The organism is Nocardiopsis sp. MG754419, from assembly GCF_018207095.1.
Taxonomy (GTDB): domain Bacteria; phylum Actinomycetota; class Actinomycetes; order Streptosporangiales; family Streptosporangiaceae; genus Nocardiopsis.
In genome coordinates this window covers 1-15,927 of sequence record NZ_QOCZ01000076.1, presented here as the reverse complement: position 1 = coordinate 15,927, position 15,927 = coordinate 1, and the positions used below count along the sequence as shown (strand labels likewise).

16 protein-coding genes are annotated in these 15,927 nt (G+C 72.0%); 9 read left to right on the top strand and 7 right to left on the bottom strand.

Annotation, left to right across the window (positions count from 1 at the left end):
• Nucleotides 1-118: 118 nt before the first annotated feature.
• The gene (locus DSY14_RS16040) at nucleotides 119-2,290 is read right to left on the bottom strand and encodes an alpha-N-acetylglucosaminidase (RefSeq protein WP_211717375.1); all 2,172 of its coding nucleotides are present in this window, start codon (nucleotides 2,288-2,290) and stop codon (nucleotides 119-121) included.
• 94 nt (nucleotides 2,291-2,384) lie between these two features.
• Here DSY14_RS16040 and DSY14_RS16035 point away from each other — a divergent pair, with 94 nt between their 5' ends.
• The 5 genes from DSY14_RS16035 (at nucleotide 2,385) to DSY14_RS16015 (ending at nucleotide 7,686) form a co-directional block, all read left to right on the top strand.
• Nucleotides 2,385-3,626 carry an ROK family transcriptional regulator gene (locus DSY14_RS16035; protein ID WP_307851244.1) on the top strand — a complete coding sequence of 414 codons (1,242 nt, stop codon included), beginning with the start codon at nucleotides 2,385-2,387 and terminating at the stop codon, nucleotides 3,624-3,626.
• Nucleotides 3,627-3,690: 64 nt separating this feature from the next.
• Nucleotides 3,691-5,055, top strand: coding sequence for an ABC transporter substrate-binding protein (locus DSY14_RS16030; RefSeq protein WP_211717374.1), 1,365 nt, complete (start codon nucleotides 3,691-3,693; stop codon nucleotides 5,053-5,055).
• Entirely contained in the window at nucleotides 5,048-5,986 is a 939-nt protein-coding gene (locus DSY14_RS16025) for a carbohydrate ABC transporter permease (protein ID WP_211717373.1), read from the top strand. Before DSY14_RS16030 ends, DSY14_RS16025 begins: the two co-directional genes overlap by 8 nt.
• 11 nt (nucleotides 5,987-5,997) lie before the next feature.
• On the top strand, nucleotides 5,998-6,807 hold the full coding sequence (locus DSY14_RS16020) for a carbohydrate ABC transporter permease (RefSeq protein WP_249187977.1): 810 nt from the start codon (nucleotides 5,998-6,000) through the stop codon (nucleotides 6,805-6,807).
• Nucleotides 6,808-6,858: 51 nt separating this feature from the next.
• The gene (locus DSY14_RS16015; protein WP_211717371.1) at nucleotides 6,859-7,686 is read left to right on the top strand and encodes a DUF1989 domain-containing protein; all 828 of its coding nucleotides are present in this window, start codon (nucleotides 6,859-6,861) and stop codon (nucleotides 7,684-7,686) included.
• A 20-nt stretch (nucleotides 7,687-7,706) separates the two neighbouring features.
• Here the strand turns inward: DSY14_RS16015 and DSY14_RS16010 are convergent, their stop codons facing one another.
• Together DSY14_RS16010 and DSY14_RS16005 are read right to left on the bottom strand one after the other, a co-directional pair.
• The gene (locus DSY14_RS16010) at nucleotides 7,707-8,033 is read right to left on the bottom strand and encodes a branched-chain amino acid transporter permease (RefSeq protein WP_211717370.1); all 327 of its coding nucleotides are present in this window, start codon (nucleotides 8,031-8,033) and stop codon (nucleotides 7,707-7,709) included.
• Nucleotides 8,026-8,748, bottom strand: coding sequence for an AzlC family ABC transporter permease (locus DSY14_RS16005; RefSeq protein ID WP_211717369.1), 723 nt, complete (start codon nucleotides 8,746-8,748; stop codon nucleotides 8,026-8,028). Before DSY14_RS16005 ends, DSY14_RS16010 begins: the two co-directional genes overlap by 8 nt.
• 79 nt (nucleotides 8,749-8,827) lie before the next feature.
• On the opposite strand from DSY14_RS16005, the gene DSY14_RS16000 reads away from it, so the two are divergent.
• From DSY14_RS16000 to DSY14_RS15990, 3 genes are all read left to right on the top strand, one after another.
• Nucleotides 8,828-9,289: an Lrp/AsnC family transcriptional regulator gene (locus tag DSY14_RS16000; RefSeq protein WP_211717368.1), complete on the top strand. Its 462-nt coding sequence runs from the start codon at nucleotides 8,828-8,830 to the stop codon at nucleotides 9,287-9,289.
• A gap of 83 nt (nucleotides 9,290-9,372) precedes the next feature.
• Nucleotides 9,373-10,026 carry a TetR/AcrR family transcriptional regulator gene (locus DSY14_RS15995; protein WP_211717367.1) on the top strand — a complete coding sequence of 218 codons (654 nt, stop codon included), beginning with the start codon at nucleotides 9,373-9,375 and terminating at the stop codon, nucleotides 10,024-10,026.
• On the top strand, nucleotides 10,014-10,925 hold the full coding sequence (locus DSY14_RS15990; RefSeq protein WP_307851243.1) for an alpha/beta fold hydrolase: 912 nt from the start codon (nucleotides 10,014-10,016) through the stop codon (nucleotides 10,923-10,925). Before DSY14_RS15995 ends, DSY14_RS15990 begins: the two co-directional genes overlap by 13 nt.
• Before the next feature lie 117 nt (nucleotides 10,926-11,042).
• Here DSY14_RS15990 and DSY14_RS15985 read toward each other — a convergent pair whose 3' ends face one another.
• From DSY14_RS15985 to DSY14_RS15970, 4 genes are read right to left on the bottom strand one after another with little or no spacing between them, the layout of a single operon-like run.
• On the bottom strand, nucleotides 11,043-11,810 hold the full coding sequence (locus tag DSY14_RS15985) for a triose-phosphate isomerase (protein ID WP_307851242.1): 768 nt from the start codon (nucleotides 11,808-11,810) through the stop codon (nucleotides 11,043-11,045).
• On the bottom strand, nucleotides 11,807-12,277 hold the full coding sequence (locus DSY14_RS15980) for a ribose-5-phosphate isomerase (protein ID WP_211717366.1): 471 nt from the start codon (nucleotides 12,275-12,277) through the stop codon (nucleotides 11,807-11,809). The genes DSY14_RS15985 and DSY14_RS15980 overlap by 4 nt, the downstream gene beginning before the upstream one ends.
• Nucleotides 12,277-14,001, bottom strand: coding sequence for a dihydroxyacetone kinase family protein (locus DSY14_RS15975; protein WP_211717365.1), 1,725 nt, complete (start codon nucleotides 13,999-14,001; stop codon nucleotides 12,277-12,279). Before DSY14_RS15975 ends, DSY14_RS15980 begins: the two co-directional genes overlap by 1 nt.
• On the bottom strand, nucleotides 13,998-14,969 hold the full coding sequence (locus tag DSY14_RS15970; protein ID WP_211717364.1) for a sugar phosphate isomerase/epimerase: 972 nt from the start codon (nucleotides 14,967-14,969) through the stop codon (nucleotides 13,998-14,000). Before DSY14_RS15970 ends, DSY14_RS15975 begins: the two co-directional genes overlap by 4 nt.
• A 174-nt stretch (nucleotides 14,970-15,143) precedes the next feature.
• On the opposite strand from DSY14_RS15970, the gene DSY14_RS15965 reads away from it, so the two are divergent.
• Nucleotides 15,144-15,890 carry a GntR family transcriptional regulator gene (locus DSY14_RS15965; protein WP_211717363.1) on the top strand — a complete coding sequence of 249 codons (747 nt, stop codon included), beginning with the start codon at nucleotides 15,144-15,146 and terminating at the stop codon, nucleotides 15,888-15,890.
• Nucleotides 15,891-15,927: the final 37 nt, after the last annotated feature.

Genomic DNA, 15,927 nt, shown 5'->3' with positions numbered 1-15,927 from the left:
CCTTCCGTACGGGACGCCCGACTTCACCGTCGGTGCCGTCCTCGAGGACAGGAGCGTCACCACCGAGCGTACGCGCAGGTGATCCGGTGTTCGCGGTCGTCCCCGCGACGTCACCGGGTCAGTGGTGGACGGCGTCCGCTCCAGGACGGTCGACGGAGCCGTAGCGATCCAACAGTCGACGGGAGAGGGTGAGGGTGCCGCCGGTGGACGCGGGGGTCGGCGCCGGCCCGTGGCGCAGGAACCGCTCGCTGTGGTCCCCGAGCCGGTCCTCCAACCGGGAGGCGGCGCGCTCGGGATCGGTCAGGGCCTCGGGCAGCAGCCGGCCCCACAGCTCCCACCGTGTGCGGTGGTAGTCACCGACCATCCCCGACCACAGGCGCGCGGCGTAGTCGTCCAGGCGCAGGTTGTCCAGGGTGATCCAGACGGTGAGCACGCGGCGGGCGTTGTCGGCCAGGACCCGGTGGTCCTCGGTGCTGGTGGCCCAGGAGGTGGCCTGGGCCTCCCACGTGCGGTAGCGGTACTCGGGCCGGGTGTCCAGGAGGGCGTCCAGGTCGTCGAAGACCTCCAGGAAGCGGGAGAGCAGCCGCTCGGGCACCTCGCGATGCCGGGCCGCGTGCTCGACCAGCTCCAGGTGGCGGTGGTCGGCGATCCGGGACAGGACGGCCATGGCCACGTCGGCCAGATCGTGTCCGAGGGGTCCCTCCGCCAGCGCCGGATCGGTCTCGGCGGCACCGACCAGGTCGCTCCAGGCCCGGAGCAGGCGGGACCAGGGGTACCAGACCAGTCCGGTGACCTCGGCCCGGTGGCGCTCGGGGTCCTCCAGGTACCGGTAGTGCGGGTGCGCGGTGAGGACCCCGTTGAACTGCTCGGGGAAGATGCGCACGTTCGACGCGCCCAGGACCGTGTCGAGCAGTCCCCGCCAACCGGAGAGCAGCGCGGGGTCGTCGCCGCCGTACCGCTGTCGGACGAAGTCCGGCAGCCACTGCCCGGCCACGTCCTCCGTCCGGGTCCAGGCCTGGTCGGCGACCAGTTCGAAGAAGGCCGGGTTGTTGCGGGTGCCCTCCATGGACAGGCCCACGCCGGTGGGCGGGTGGGCCGACTTCTTGGCCTCCCCGAGCCGGTCCACGGCGCCCTGGAGGTCGGCGATCGGGTCGCTGCGTCCACCGAAGTTCAACAGGGCGCACCAGGTCCAGGGGGTGCCGTCGAAGGCGTCGAAGCGACTCCACTGGGGGTCGTGTTCGGCCCACAGATCGAGCAGGTGGAGGCGCTCGTCGGGGATGGCGTCGAGGAAGGCGGTGACGCGATCGGTGCTCCAGAAACCGCTCTGGTAGGAGAACGGCCAGGTCTGGAGCACCCAGACGGCGCGTGGGTCGGCCCGGGTGAGCCCGTCCAGGGTGGCCCGGGCGACGGCGGCGGGGAAGGCCGGATCGGCGTCGACCGGGACCATCTCGATGAAGGGGTCGATGGCGTAGAGGTGGTCGGTGCCGTACAGCCGCTGTTGGGCGCGCACGATCTCTGCGCCGATCTCCGGGTAGCGGGGGTCGGCGGGGTCCAGGACGTGGGTGGTCAGCCCGTGCCAGGCGCGGGACCGGGTCCGGCCGGGCACGAGTTCGCGCGGGACGTGACCGGTGAACCCGGGCAGGACCGGGGTCATGCCCAGGTCCCGTTGCCGCTCCAGGATGCGGGCGCCCAGGTCGCGGTGTCCGTCGATCCAGGAGGCCGGCAGGGGGCCGGCGAACCCGTCCAGGTTGCCCATGTACTGCCAGGGCAGATAGCCGGGTCCGCCGAGGAACTCGCGGATCCGGCCCGGGTCCAGCCCCAGGTGGGTGTAGGCCTCGAACAGGGCGGCCTCATGGCCGACCGCGGTCAGGGGCATGGTGACGCCGTGCAGCGCCATCCAGTCGATCTCACGCTCCCAGTCGCCCCAGTCCCAGTAGGCGCTCGTGTATCCGGTGGTGCAGAAGTTCAGGTAGTACGCCTGGTCGGTCTCGGCGGTGCCGTGGGTCAGGGGCACGTGCGGAGGGTGGGCGAGCCGCAACGGCAGCCGGGTGTCCCAGGTGACCGAGCGGCCGCACTCGCGGCGCAGGTAGGTGTGCAGGCCCACGGCCGCGGCCACCGCGTCGGTCGCCTCGATCATGAGCACTCCCCCGTCGGCGTGGTACGCGTAGGAACGCGGTACGCCGTGGCGCTCACGAAGGACGATCGGGCGGTGGGCCGGGCCGAGGACCCGCCGGGCCAGCGCGTCCACGGCACCGCTCCACCGGGGCGGTGTACGAGTGGTGTCGGCCATCGGATCTCTCCTCTTGCCGGGATGCGCGGGAATTCCGTACCGTACATAACTAATTCGCCGTCGGGCAAGAGCGGGAGGGGCGGGACACGTGGATGTGCCGGTCGCAGCGGGCACGCGGTACATGCGCGAGGTCAACACGACGGCCGTGCTCACGGGGTTGCGCGGGGTCGAGCACAGCAGCGCACCCGAGCTGGCCCGGGAGACGGGTCTGTCGAGGCAGGCGGTGTCGCGTTCGCTCTCCGTCCTGGCCGAGGCCGGCCTGGTGGAGTTCCTCGCACCGCTGCGCCGTGGGGTCCGCTCGGGCCGACCCGCGCAGCGCGTCCGGTTCCGCGCCGAGGCCGGGCACGTGCTGGGGGTGTCGGTGACCCCCAAGGAGATCCGGGTGGGTCTGGCCGACCTCTCGGGCACCCTCCTGGCCGTCCACGTCGCCGCTCTGTCGGAGTACGAGGAGGTGGGCCGGGTGGGCGCGGCACGAAGACCCGCGCCGGCCGACGTCGTGTCCCGGGTGCTGGCCGGCACCGTGCGCCTCGCCCTGGACGACGCGGGCACCGGCGCCGGCGGTGTGTGGCACGCCTCGGTCGGCGCGCCCGGGATCGTCGATCCCGTGTCCGGTCGGGTGCGCTTCACCCCCAGCATGCCCGGCATCACCGGTGACGTGCTGGTGCGGACCCTGCGCGAGGTGGCCGGTTGCGAGATCTACCTGGACAACGACGTCAAACTCGCCACCGAGGGGGAACTCTGGCACGGTCGGGAGCACCGGTCGATGGTGTTGATCCACTGGGGCGAGAGGGTGGGCGCGGGGATCGTGGTGGACGGCAGACTCCATCGGGGCGCCGCCAACGACGCCGGGGACCTGGGCTACCTGGACCTGTTCACGGACGCGCCGGAGGTACCGGAGGCGCCCCGGCGCGATGACACATCGACCCTCGGCGCGTTCGAGTCCTGGACCGGCACCGCAGCGTTCGCCGACCTGGTCCGCCGGGCGGCCCGCGATCGCGGGGACCAGGCCCTGCTCACCCGGTTGGACGAGCCCGGCCGGGAGACCGGCGCCGTGATCGAGGCGGTCGTCGAGCGCCGGCCCTGGTGGCGCTCGACGAGATCACCCGCCGGTTCGCGCAGGGGATCGGGGCCGTCCGGGCCCTCCTCAACCCGGGGGTGGTGGTCCTCTCCGGACCCATGGCGGGGTGCGGGGCGGCGGTGGTGGAGGCCCTGGAGAGGCATCTGCGGCGTCAACGTCTGGACCCGCCGGCGCTCGAACTGTCCCGGGCCGGCGAGGACGCGGTGGTCCAGGGCGCCCTCCACCACTCCCTCGACCAGGTCGACCGCACCCGACTGAGACCTCCCCCCACGACCGGATGACCCGGCCCGGCCCGCAGACCCCACCATCCACGGAGGACACCATGCCCGGCAGGTACACAAGGTTCACCGCCCCGGAGCCCGCCCGCAGGCACGCCCTTCGGGCCTTCACCCGGGTCGGTGCGGGCGCCACCGCCGTCCTGGTCCTCACCTCGTGCGCGACCCTGTCCACCGGGGACGGCCCCGACAACGTCCCCGAGGACGTCTCCACGAGCATCACGGACGAGCCGGTCGAGCTGACCCTGGCCTACACCGACGACCCGCCCTCCACGGAACTGGTCGAGGGGTTCACCGAGCAGTACCCCAACGTCACCGTCGAGCTGCAACAGACCCCGTTCACCGACTACGTCAAGACGGTGACCCTGGCGATGTCCTCGGACGAGCCGCCCGACATCGCCCAGTACAACCCGGGGGCGATGCGCTCGCTCATCCCGGGCCGGCACGTCCTGGACCTCGAACCGTACGTCGAGGCCTACGGGTGGGAGGAGACCTTCCCGGAGGCGAGCCTGGAGCCGCTGCGCGCCGACGAGGACGCCACGCGGTTCGGCACGGGCAGCCTCTACGCCGTGCCGGGCGCCCTGTCCATGCTGGGGGTCTTCTACAACCGGGAACTGCTGGAGGAGGCCGGGGTGACGCGACCACCCGGCACCTTCGCGGAGTTCGAGGAGGCCTTGGATGCGGTGGACGCGGAGGGCACCACCGCGTTCAGCGTCGGGGGGTTGGAGGTGGGCGGTTTCCAGGTCTGGAACACCCTGCTCAACACCTTCGGTGACGACCGGGAGTACCGTGACTGGGTGCACGGCGCGCCCGAGGCCAGCATCGAGACGGACGCGGCCCTGGAGGCGACCGAGACGCTGACCCGGTGGGTGGAGGCCGGCTACGTGCCCGAGGGCGCCAACGCCACCTCCGACGACGACGCCAAGGCCGCCTTCACGGGCGGGGAGAGCGCGTTCCTCGTGATCGGCAACTGGGCCGCCTTCGAACTGGAGGAGGCCATGGGCGAGGACGTGGGCTTCTTCCTCATGCCGGGCGAGGACCCCGACGCCGCACCGGTGACCTCCGGGTCGAGCGTGTCCTACACGGTCTCTTCGGCCACCGAGCACCCCGACGTGGCCGCCGCCTTCCTGGACTACCTCGCCTCGCCCGAGGCCGCGCTGATCCAGTCGGAGACCGGGTTCATGCCGGTGGACACCGACGTCTCCCTGGAGCAGGACGGTGTGTGGGCCGAGATCAACGACGTCTACGGCACCGCCGCCGAGCAGGACGGCATCGTGCCCTTCCCGGACTTCGCCACCCCCGGCATGATCGACCAGTTGACCCCGGGCGTGCAGGGCCTGATCGCGGGCTCCACCGAGGAGACGACCTTCCTGTCGGACCTGCAGTCCGAGTGGGAACGCCACCATGGCTAGTGGCGCCCTGTCGGCCCGGGGCACCGGCACGGGGGCCGGGCGCGGCGGTGGACGGCCGTCGGGCCCGCCCGGCCGTTCCCGGGCCCGCGCCTGGCTGTACCTGCTGCCCGCGCTGGTCGTGTACGTGGGCTTCGCGATCTACTCGGCGGCCGGCACGGTGTGGTTCTCCCTCCTGGACTGGGACGGGGTCCGGCCCCCGACCTGGGCGGGTGCGGCCAACTACGTACGGGTGCTCACCGATCCCCTGCTGGCCGAGGCGATCCTCAACGGCCTGACGCTCATCGTGTTCTTCTCCTTCGTCCCCATCGCGGTGGGGTTGTTGCTCACCGGGCTCCTCCTGGGCCGGGTGCGCACCGGGATGACCTTTTTCCGCACGGTGTTCTTCCTCCCCCAGGTCCTGCCGTTGGTGGCGGTCGGGATCACCTGGCGTTGGTTGTACAGCGACGGCGGCATGGTCAACCGGATGCTGGAGTCGGTGGGCCTGGGCGCCCTGACCCGGGCCTGGCTCGGCGACTACCACTTCGCGCTCATCGCGCTGGGACTGATCGGCACGTGGTGCATGAGCGGGCTCTGCATGGTGCTGTTCATGAGCGGGGCCCAACGCATCGATCCGGCCCTGAACGAGGCCGCGGCCATCGACGGCGCGGGGCCGTTGCGCCGGTTCTGGTACGTCACCCTCCCGGGGCTGCGGCGCGAGATCGGCATCGCCGCGGTCATCACCACCATCGCGGCGCTGGCCAGCTTCGACCTGGTGTTCGTCACCACCAACGGCGGCCCCGCGGGACAGACCAACGTGCCCGCGTTGCTGGTGTACCGGCTGGCCTTCAACGAGGGGAGCATCGGCGGCGCGAGCGCGCTCGCGGTGGTGCTCACCCTGATCGTCATCGTGTTGGTGAGCGCGATCCGCTTCCTGACCCGGGAGGACCGGTGAACCGACGAGCCATGTCCACGGCCCTGCGGTACGGGCTGTTGAGCACCCTGGCGGCGATGGTGCTGCTGCCGTTCCTGGGGATCGCCCTGGCGGCGTTGCACCCCGCCGGTGGCCAGGTGGGCGCCTTCGCCCTGCCCGAGGAGTGGTCGTGGGGCAACTTCGCGCTCGCCTGGGAGGCCGGGAACTTCGGCCGACTGATGTGGTCCAGCGTGGTCATCGCGGTGTTCGTGGTGCCGTTGACGGTGTGCTTCGCGACGATGGCCGGGTACGCCCTGTCGATCCTGGGCGTGTGGGGCGGACGCGCGCTGTCGCTGGGGTTCGTGCTGGGTCTGACCCTGCCGGTGGAACTGCTGGTCATCGCGCTGTACTTCAACCTGCGCGAGGTGGGTCTGACCAACTCCTTCACGGGGGTGATCCTCGCGGAGATCGCGCTGTTCCTGCCCTTCGGCGTGTACTGGATGCAGTCGCACTTCGCGTCGGTGCCGCGGGAGTTGGTGGAGGCGGCCCGGGTGGACGGCGCGCGTGACGGGACCGTGCTCGCCCGGGTTCTGTTGCCCGTCTCGTGGCCGGCCATCACGACCCTGGCGGTCCTGGTGTTCATGTGGAGCTGGAACCAGTTCCTGCTGGTCCTGGTGATGATGCAGGATCCCGCGATGCGGACCGCGCCCACCGGGCTGGGGTTGTTCGTGGGGCGGTACGGCACCGACATCCCCCTGTTGTCGGCGGCGAGCCTCATCGTCATCGCGCCCATCGTGGTGGTCTACCTGGTCTTTCAGCGCAGTTTCGTCAACGGCCTGACGCAGGGGGCGGTGAAGGCCTGACACCCGGGTAGGGGTCCGTCCATGCCCGCGTATCCGAGCGAGAGGACTCCCATGGGTTCACCGGAGGCCGCCTACCGTGCCGGCGAGGGCGGGGCCCTCGACGTCGACACCGCCTTCTACGACCGTCTGGCCGCCCGTACCGAGGATCGTGTTCCGGTGGAGCGGTTCGTGCTGCCGATCCGTTCGGGACGGGCCTGGGAGGTACCCGCCGGCCACCTGTTCCGGATCATCACACCCGAGGGTCCACAGGTGGGCGACCTCAACCTCTGGAACCGGCACAATCCGCGTGAGCGGTTGTGGGCGTCCCGCACCCGCCAGTTGCAGAGCGCGCACGTGTCCCGGCACGATCGCCTGTGGTCGACGTTGCCCTACCTGAGGCCCCTGGTCACCATCACCGCCGACTCCCTGGAGGGATACGGCACGGACGCCGAGGGCGGCCGCGTGCACGACCTGTTGGGGTCGCGCTGCGATCCGTACGTCAATCGGATGCTCACGGGCGAGGACTTCGACCGACACTGTCACTCCAACCTGACCCGGGCCGTCCTGCCATACGGACTGACCGAGTTCGACGTGCACGACGTCCTCAACGTGTTCCAGTGCACCGGCCTCAACGACGAGGACCGCTACTTCATGAAGGCCTCCCCCGCCCGGCCCGGCGACCACATCGAGTTCTTCGCCGAGCAGGACCTGCTGTGCGCCCTGTCCACCTGCCCCGGTGGTGATCTGTCGGTGCCGTTGTGGGGCCCCGACGCCCGCGATCCGATCGACGTGTGCCGGCCGTTGGCCGTGGAGGTGTACCGGCCCGCCGACGCACTGCTCCGAGGCTGGAGTCCCCCGGCCACCGCCGCCTACGCGGGGCTGCACGGACTCCGGCCCTGAACCCGCGGCCCGTGCGGGGGTCAGAACAGGTTCACCAGCACGAGGAACGTCGTGGTCCCCGCCCCGACGCTGAGCAGGGTCCGCCGTCCGAGACACAGATGGACCAGGACGGTCACGGCGACGGCGCACAGGGCCGGGAGCAGGTGCTCGCCGCCGGTTCCGGCGGCGCCGAGCAGGGTGCCGGCCGCCAGCACGCCGAGCAGGCCCGCGGGCATCCACCGCGCCATGGCCGTGACGAAGGCGGACCCCCGCAACGGGCCCAGGACGACGAAGGGCACCGACCGCAACCCGACGGTGATGGTGAAGACGATCACCAAGACCGCGACGAGGTACCAGGTCTCAGGCATCGGAGGTGGTCCTCCGTCCCGTCAGCAGGTAGCGCCCCACCAGGGCCAGGACGAACAACAGGAGTCCGACGAACAGGGCGGAGTCCGGTGCGATCACCAGCGCCGCGGTGAAGCACGTCCCGGCCAGCAGGAGCGAGGGGACCTGGGCCCGGCCCCGGCAGGCGTCCAGCGTCAGCGTGACGAACAGGGCGCACAGAGCGAATTCGAGCCCCTCGATCCGTCCGGGCGCCAGTGAGGCCAGCAGCACGCCGACCAGCCCGCCCCCGACCCAGTAGACCTGGAAGGCGATCTGCAGGGACAGCAGACGCCACGAGGTCCAGCGCTCGGAGGAGGCGGCGGTGACCGCGTACGCCTCGTCGATGAGCGCGTAGACCGAGTACGCCCGGGCGAGCGGGTGGCGCACCACGTGGAGGGGGAAGGAGACGGCGTAGAAGACGTGCCGGAAGTTCACCAGGAACGTGGTCAGGGCCACGGCGGCCAACGGGGTCGCGGTGGCCACCATGCCCACCAGCAGGAGTTCCAGTGATCCGGCGAACGCGGCGACCGACAACGCCGGCGCCACCCACCAGGGCAGTCCCGCCTGTACCACCATGAGGCCGAACGCGACCCCGAGCGGGACCATGCCCAAGCCGGCCGCCAGTGAGGCGCGCACCCCCGCGCCGATCTCCGCGATGGGAGTCCCGGAGGGGACCGCCGTCGACGTGCGTTGATTCATGGCACAACGATGACACGGTCGGACCGAGCCGCGATTGCCGAATATCTCCGGAAACAGGACTCCTGTGCAATCATTCGACATGGACGACATCGATCACGCAATCATCGACGAACTCAAGGCCGACGCCCGCGTCTCCAACGTCGCGCTCGCCGACCGGGTGGGGTTGACCCCGGGCCCGTGCCTGCGACGCGTACAACGCCTGGAGGCCGACGGGGTCATCGTCGGGTACCGGGCAGAGATCGATCCGCACGCGCTCGGGCAGGGGTTCGAGGTCATCCTCGACATCGAGCTGGCCGACTTCCATCGCGCCGCCGTCGACCACTTCGAGGCGACCATGGTCGGCTACGACGAGGTCTTGGAGCTGTACCGCCTGTTCGGTTCCCCGGACTACTTCGCGCGGATCGCCGTGAGCGACGTGGCGGCCTACGAGGCGTTCCTGACCGACCGGGTGATGACGATCCCGCGGATTCAGAAGGTCTTCTCCCGCTTTCCCATGAAGACGCTGAAGTCCCTGCGCTCGACCGAGGGCGGGCCACGGTGACCGGACTCCGACCCTGGCCGCGACCGCGTGGACCGACTAGTGTGAATGACCGGATTCTTCATTCTGGTCATTAAGGGGTGCCCGTGGTCCGTCCCGGCGTCGACACGAGCGTGATCCTCGACGCCACCGCCCGGGTGATCGCCGAGCGGGGCATCGAGGGGGTGCGCATGGGCGCGGTCGCCGAACGCGCCGGGGTCGCCAAGGGGGTGCTCTACCTCCGGTTCACGGACAAGCACGACCTCCTGCGCGCCGTGGTCGACCGCGAGTTCGTCCTGGCCACACGGCACGCGGCCGACCTGGTGGCGGCCGACCCCGGGGGCGGCGCCTTCTCCCGTCTGTACGTCCACTCGCTGAGCGCGCTGCACGCACGCCCGGCCCTGTTGCGGCTGTACCGCGATCCCGCCACCGCCCTGCGGGCCCTGGCCACCGACGCCGACACCGACCGCGTCCGGCGCCGCACGCTCATCGGGGCGGACTTCCTGCGCACCCTCCAGGACACGGGGATCGTCACCGGGGACCTGGACGCCGACGTCCTCGCCGAGAACCTCACCCTGTGGAGCCTGGCGCTGGCCGCGCGGGCCCCGCACGGCGACGTCGACGCGTTGATCCTCGGCATGGGCGACCTCGTGGCCCGCGCCGTGGACACCGACATCGCCGACACCACCCCGGGCAAACGTGCCTTCTCCGCCATGGCGGAGGCCCTGATCGAGGAGAGAGAGCGCTCGTGCACCCCCTGATCCCGCCCGGCGCCGACGTGCGCCACGTCGACACCCCGACCGGACGTCTGCGCGTCCTGCACGCGGGCTCCGCCCGACCGGACACCACCCCGCTCGTTCTCATCCACGGTGGGGGGACGGACAACGCGGCGATCTCCTGGTACCGGCTGTTCGCTCCCCTGTCGGTGGACCGCGAGGTGTGGGCCCCCGACCTGCCGGGGTTCGGCGGCAGCCTGGACGTGCCGCCCGTGGGCGGTCCCCGCGCACTGGCCGACGTGGTCGTGCGGACCATGGAGGCCCTCGATGTCCCGCGCGCGGTGGTGGTCGGTGTGTCCATGGGCGGAGACGTCGCGCTGAACCTGGCCCTGGACCACCCCGACCGGGTCGCGGGTCTGGTCGGCATCGCCCCCGGCGGGTTGGTGTCGACCCTCCACCACCGCTATGCCCAGTACTGGGCCTGGCGGAGCGCACATCTGCCGGACACGGTACTGTTCCCGGCGGCCCGCCTGGCCAACCGCTTCACCCGGACCGCGGTCCACGCCATCGTGAAGGACCCGCGTTCCCTGCCGGTCGAGGTGGTCGACGAGTTCGTCCGCGAGGCCAGTCACCCTCGGGCCGCACGGGGGTACATGCGCTACAACCAGGCCACACTGGGCCGGCACGGGATGCGCAACGACCTCACGGGGCGTGTGCACGAGATCACCGTGCCCGCGCTGTTCTTCCACGGACGGGACGACCGTCTCGTCGACCCGGCCGGTTCCCGGCGTGCGGCGGACCTGATGTCGGACGCGCTCCGGGTCGAGGTGCCGGACTGCGGCCACTGGGCACAGCTGGAGCGCCACGATCGGTTCCTGGAGGAGACCCGCGGGTTCCTGGCACGGATCGACCGGGTGCCCCCGGCCTCGCGCCGGGACCGGTGACCGACGCCGATCGAGGGAACCGGACCCGGTGTGGGAGCCGCACGGCGGCGACCGCGGCGTCGCGTCGGAGACGGCGGACCGGTGGGGCGCGGCGTCCTCGCGCCCCACCGGTCGCGCTCAGGTCATCGCGCCGACGCGCTGCCTGGCGATGTCCAGGAGCCGAAGGTAGCCCTCCACGTCCCACGCGGCGCGCCCCACGAACAGTCCGCCCACACCGGGGATGTGGAGGAGGTCGGCGGCGTTGTCGGTGGTCACCGAACCCCCGTACAGGATCGCCGCGACGCGGTCGCCCCACACGGCGGCCAGGGCCGCGTGGACGTCGGCCACCTCCTCCGGGCGGGGTGGACGCCCACGCTCCCCGATCGCCCAGATCGGCTCGTAGGCGACCAGGACCCGGCCGAGCCCGTCGGGGCCCTCGGGCAGGCCGTCGAGCGCGGCGTGCACCTGACGGAGCACGTGGTCCACCGAACCGCCCGCCGCGAACACCGCGGCGTCCTCGCCACAGCACACCAACGGGACCAACCCGTGGCGCAGGGTGGCGCGCGCCTTCAGACGCACGGTCTCGTCCGTCTCGCCGAAGTGCTCCCGCCGTTCGGAGTGACCGATCTCGACGACGCGCGCACCGGCGTCGGCCACCTGGGGCACCGACAGCTCACCGGTCCAGGCGCCCTCGTCCTCCCAGTGCGCGTTCTGCGCGCCGGTCAGGACCGGTCCACCGTCGAGGACCTCGGACACCTCGGCCAGTGCCGTGGCCGGGGGCAGCACGAAGGGACGCACGCCCGCGACGCCCGGGTCGAGGTCGGCGCGCAACCGCCGCGCGTAGGCGACGGCCTGGGCCCGGGTCTTGGTCATCTTGAACCCGGTGCCGATCCACAGTGGCCTCACCCCTCCTCCGTCCCCGGGGACGTCGGCTCGTAGGAGCAGAGCGCCCGCACCTTCTCCGCAGAGGGCGAGGAGGTGTCGAAGGTGTAGGTGAGCCACTCCCGGACCAGACGCCGGCCCAGTTCCAGGCCCACGACCCGCTGCCCCAGGCAGAGCACCTGGGCGTCGTTGGACAGGACGGACCGTTCGACCGAGAAGGAGTCGTGGGCGGTGACCGCCCGTACGCCCGGCACCTTGTTGGCGGCGATGGCCACGCCGAGCCCGGTGCCGCAGACGAGGACCGCGCGGTCGGCCCGACCGTCCGCGACCAGGCGCGCCGCCTCGACCGCCACGTGCGGATAGTCGGTGTCCTGGTGGGAGGCCACACCGACGTCGATCACCTCCGCCACCTCCGCGTTGGCGGTGAGGTCGTTCTTGAACGCCTCCTTGTAGTCGAAGCCCGCGATGTCGGAACCGACGACGACGCGCATCAGTGGTCCTCCTGTGAGATGTGGGAAGTGAGTGCGGTGACGATGAGGGAGAAGGAGACGGCGCCCGCGTCGGGGGTGCCGAGACTGTTGTCGCCGTGGGCGCGGGCGCGGCCCAGCCGGGCGGGGATGTCGGCGGTGGCGTCGGCGGCCCGTCGTGCCGTCTCGGCGGCCTCGGCCCAGACCGTGGCCGAAGCGCCCGGCACCGCCGACAGTCGGTCCACGAAAGGGGCCGCCGCGTCGACGAGGGTCTTGTCGCCGGGGGCCGCTCCGCCCAGGCGCACCACGGCGTCGAGCGCCGCCCGTGCGGCGGTCGCCGGGTGCTCGGGGCCGACCGCTCCGGTGTCGCCCAGGGCCGATCCGCACGCGGTCAGGGCCGCCCCCCACAGGGCACCGGAGGTGCCCCCGGCGCTCTCGGACCAGGCGGCCCCGGCCCGGGCGAGGACGGTACGGGCGCCGGCGCGCTGACCGACGGCGGCCTCGGCGGCCGTGACCGCCGCCTCGGCGCCCCGGCGCATGCCGATGCCGTGGTCGCCGTCCCCGGCGACGGCGTCGATCTCGCCGAGTCTGCGTTCGTGGTGGGCCACGGTGTCGCGGATGGTGCCGAGGGCCCGGGCGATCCGGACCCCGAGGGCCTGTGAGGACGCGTCGCCCGGAGCGACCTCCGGTGTGCGCCGGGCGGCGTCGAGGTCGTCGGTGCGGTCCGGACGGGGTGGGAGGTGGCCGCGGCGGAAGGCCGGGGTCACGGCCGGGGCCGTCCAGAGTCGTTCGAGTTCGACGTCGAGGAAGGTCAGGGTGAGGGAGAGCCCGGCCATCCCCAGACTGGTGACCTGCTCGTCGACCACGGGGGCGACGACGGTGAGGCCCTCGTCGGCCAACCGTGCGGCCACCCGACGGTGGACGACGTACAACTCCTCGTACTTGGTGGCGCCGAGGCCGTTGAGGAGCAGCGCGACCCGGTCGGACCCGCCGACCGCCGCGGAGGCCGCCTCGCGCTCGGCGAGGACCCCGTCCACGAGCAGGTCGGCGACCTCGTCGGCGGTGGGCAGGGGACGGTGTTCGAGGCCGGGCTCACCGTGGATGCCCAACCCCACGCCCATGTGTCCGGTCTCGACGTGGAAGAGCGGGCCGTCCGCCCCCGGGAGCCTGCAGCCCTCGAAGGCCAGTCCCAGGGAGCGGGTGGCGGCGTTGGCCCTGGCCCCGGCACCGTGCACGGCGTCGATGTCGGCGCCCGTCTCGGCCGCGGCGCCCAGGATCTTCAGGACCGGCAGGTCGCCGGCGATACCGCGGCGCAGGCCGGGGTCGTCGGCGGGTGCCGAGGCGACGTCGTCGGTGATCGCGAGGATCCGCACCTGCCGTCCCTCGGCGCGCAACTGTTCGGCGGCCTGGCCGAAGTGGAGCACGTCGCCCGCGTAGTTGCCGAACCCCAGGACCACGCCGCCACCGTTGTCGGCGGCGCGCGCCACGGAGCAGATCTGGGACGCCGACGGTGAGGAGAAGATGTTGCCGCAGGCCGCACCGTGGGCGAACCCGGGACCGACCCAGCCGGCGAACGCCGGGTAGTGGCCGGTGCCGCCGCCCAGGACCGTCGCGACCTGTCCAGGCGGGGTGAGGGAGGAGCGCACCACGCCGCCGTGGACGACACGGACGGTGTCCGCGTGCGCGGCGCCGAACCCGGCCAGGGCCTGGTCGGCGAAGTCGGCGGGATCGTTGACCAGGAGTGTCATGCCCGGCCCTCCGTTCGGTCGGCCTCGACGGCGGGGAGCTTGACGGCCAGGATCCGGCGCAGGTAGTCGCGGTTGCGCGCGGACACCCCCAGGCCGTCGCCCCCGTAGTGCTCGGTGCAGATCGGTCCGTCGAAACCCGCCCGCAGAGCGAGTTCGAACGCCCGCCGGTAGTCGATGACACCGCCCTCCAGCGGTGCGGGCACCGTGAAGTAGGCGCCGGTCGCGGGGTCGAAGTCGCGGTGGTAGTTCTTCACGTGCCAGTAGTCGATGTAGGGCAGGACCGGGCGCAGCAGGTCCTCCCAATGCGGCGTCGGCCGGTGCAGGCGCACCAGGTTGCCGATGTCCGGGTTGAGGCCGACGTTGTCGAGTCCGATGTCGCGGACCAGGCGGACGGCGCTCTCGGGCGTACCGAGGTAGGTGTCCTCGTACATCTCCAGGGACAGCCGCAGGCCGTTGCGCGCGGCGCGTTCGCCCACGGCGCGCAGGCGTTCGACCGCCAGGGCCCAGGTGCGTTCGTCGCCCACCGGGTCGGTGGCGCCCGGCTCGTGCCAGAACCACACCGCCCGACGCTGGGCCTCGGTGAGCGGTCGGTGCAGGCCCGCACAGACCACAGTGGTGCCGAGCTCGGCGGCGACGTCGACCGTACGCAGCAGGTAGTCCAGGTGACTCCGGGCCGTGTCCGGGTCGGGGTCGATGACGCTGCGGCGGACCACGGAGATCGCGGAGACGCCGAGTTCGTGGGTCTTCAGGGTGCGGACCAGCGTGTGCAGGCGTTCGCTCGACAGGTCGCCGGGGCGCAACCAGCCGTCGGTGAGGTCCACGTGGTCGAACCCCTCGGCGGCCACTTCGTGCAGGACCCGGGACCACTCGGTGGCGGGCGCGTCCTGGATCGGAACACCGTCCGGCGTGGTGTCGGGGAACTGCAGGAGCGCGGCACCGATCGGCCAGTCCTGCGCGGTGTGGGGCATCGTCGTCTCCGGGGGTCGGTCCTCAGGGGCCCTGTGGACCCGCCGCGGACCCCGCTCCGCAGGGCGGAACGCGGCCTTCGCCGGGCCAGGAATCACAGATCCTATAGGATCTTTCCGATGGCGAACAGAGCGTGCCACGGAGTCACGCCGCCACCGGGCTAGGATCGAGTGGAGATGAACACGACAGAGACCACCTCCACCGGGGGATCTCCCAGGAAGGGCACCGCGGTCGCCCGCAGGGCCCTGCGCGACGGCGTCTACGAGGCGATCCTGGAGAAGCTCCTCGACGGTTCGGCACCCCCGGGGAGCTCCCTGGGCATCGACTCGCTCGCCCGTGAACTGGCCGTCTCCCCCACCCCGGTGCGCGAGGCCCTGGTGCAGCTGGAGCACACCGGACTGGTGTCACGGGTGGCGCTCAAGGGGTACCGGGTGGCGCCGCCCATGACCCCCGACCAGCTCGAGGAACTCTTCGACATGCGCACGATCCTGGAGGTCGCCGCGGTCGAGCGTGCCGCCGCGCACGCCTCCGACCTGCTGCCGGAACTCCGCGTGGCCCACGCGCAGCACGTCCTGGCGGCGCACAAGGTCCAGAAGGTGCGCGGATCGGGCGGAACACCCCCCGACTACACCGACCTGCGCGCGTACTTCGCCGCCGACTGGGAGTTCCACCTGACGATCATCCGGGCGGCGGGCAACCGGTTCCTGACCCAGTCGGCCGAGTCACTGAGCGCCCACGTCCACCGCCTGCGTCAGACCGCCCAGCACGGGACGATGGACATGGACCAGGCCATCGCGGAACACACCGCGATCCTGGCCGCGTTCGAGTCGGGCGACCCCGCCACCCTGCGCACCGCCATGCGCGATCACCTGGAGGCGGTGGCCCGCCGCGCCACGGCGGACGGCACACCCGAGGACGACTGAGCACGCACCGCGCACACGCCCGACGGCGGCGGGCCCG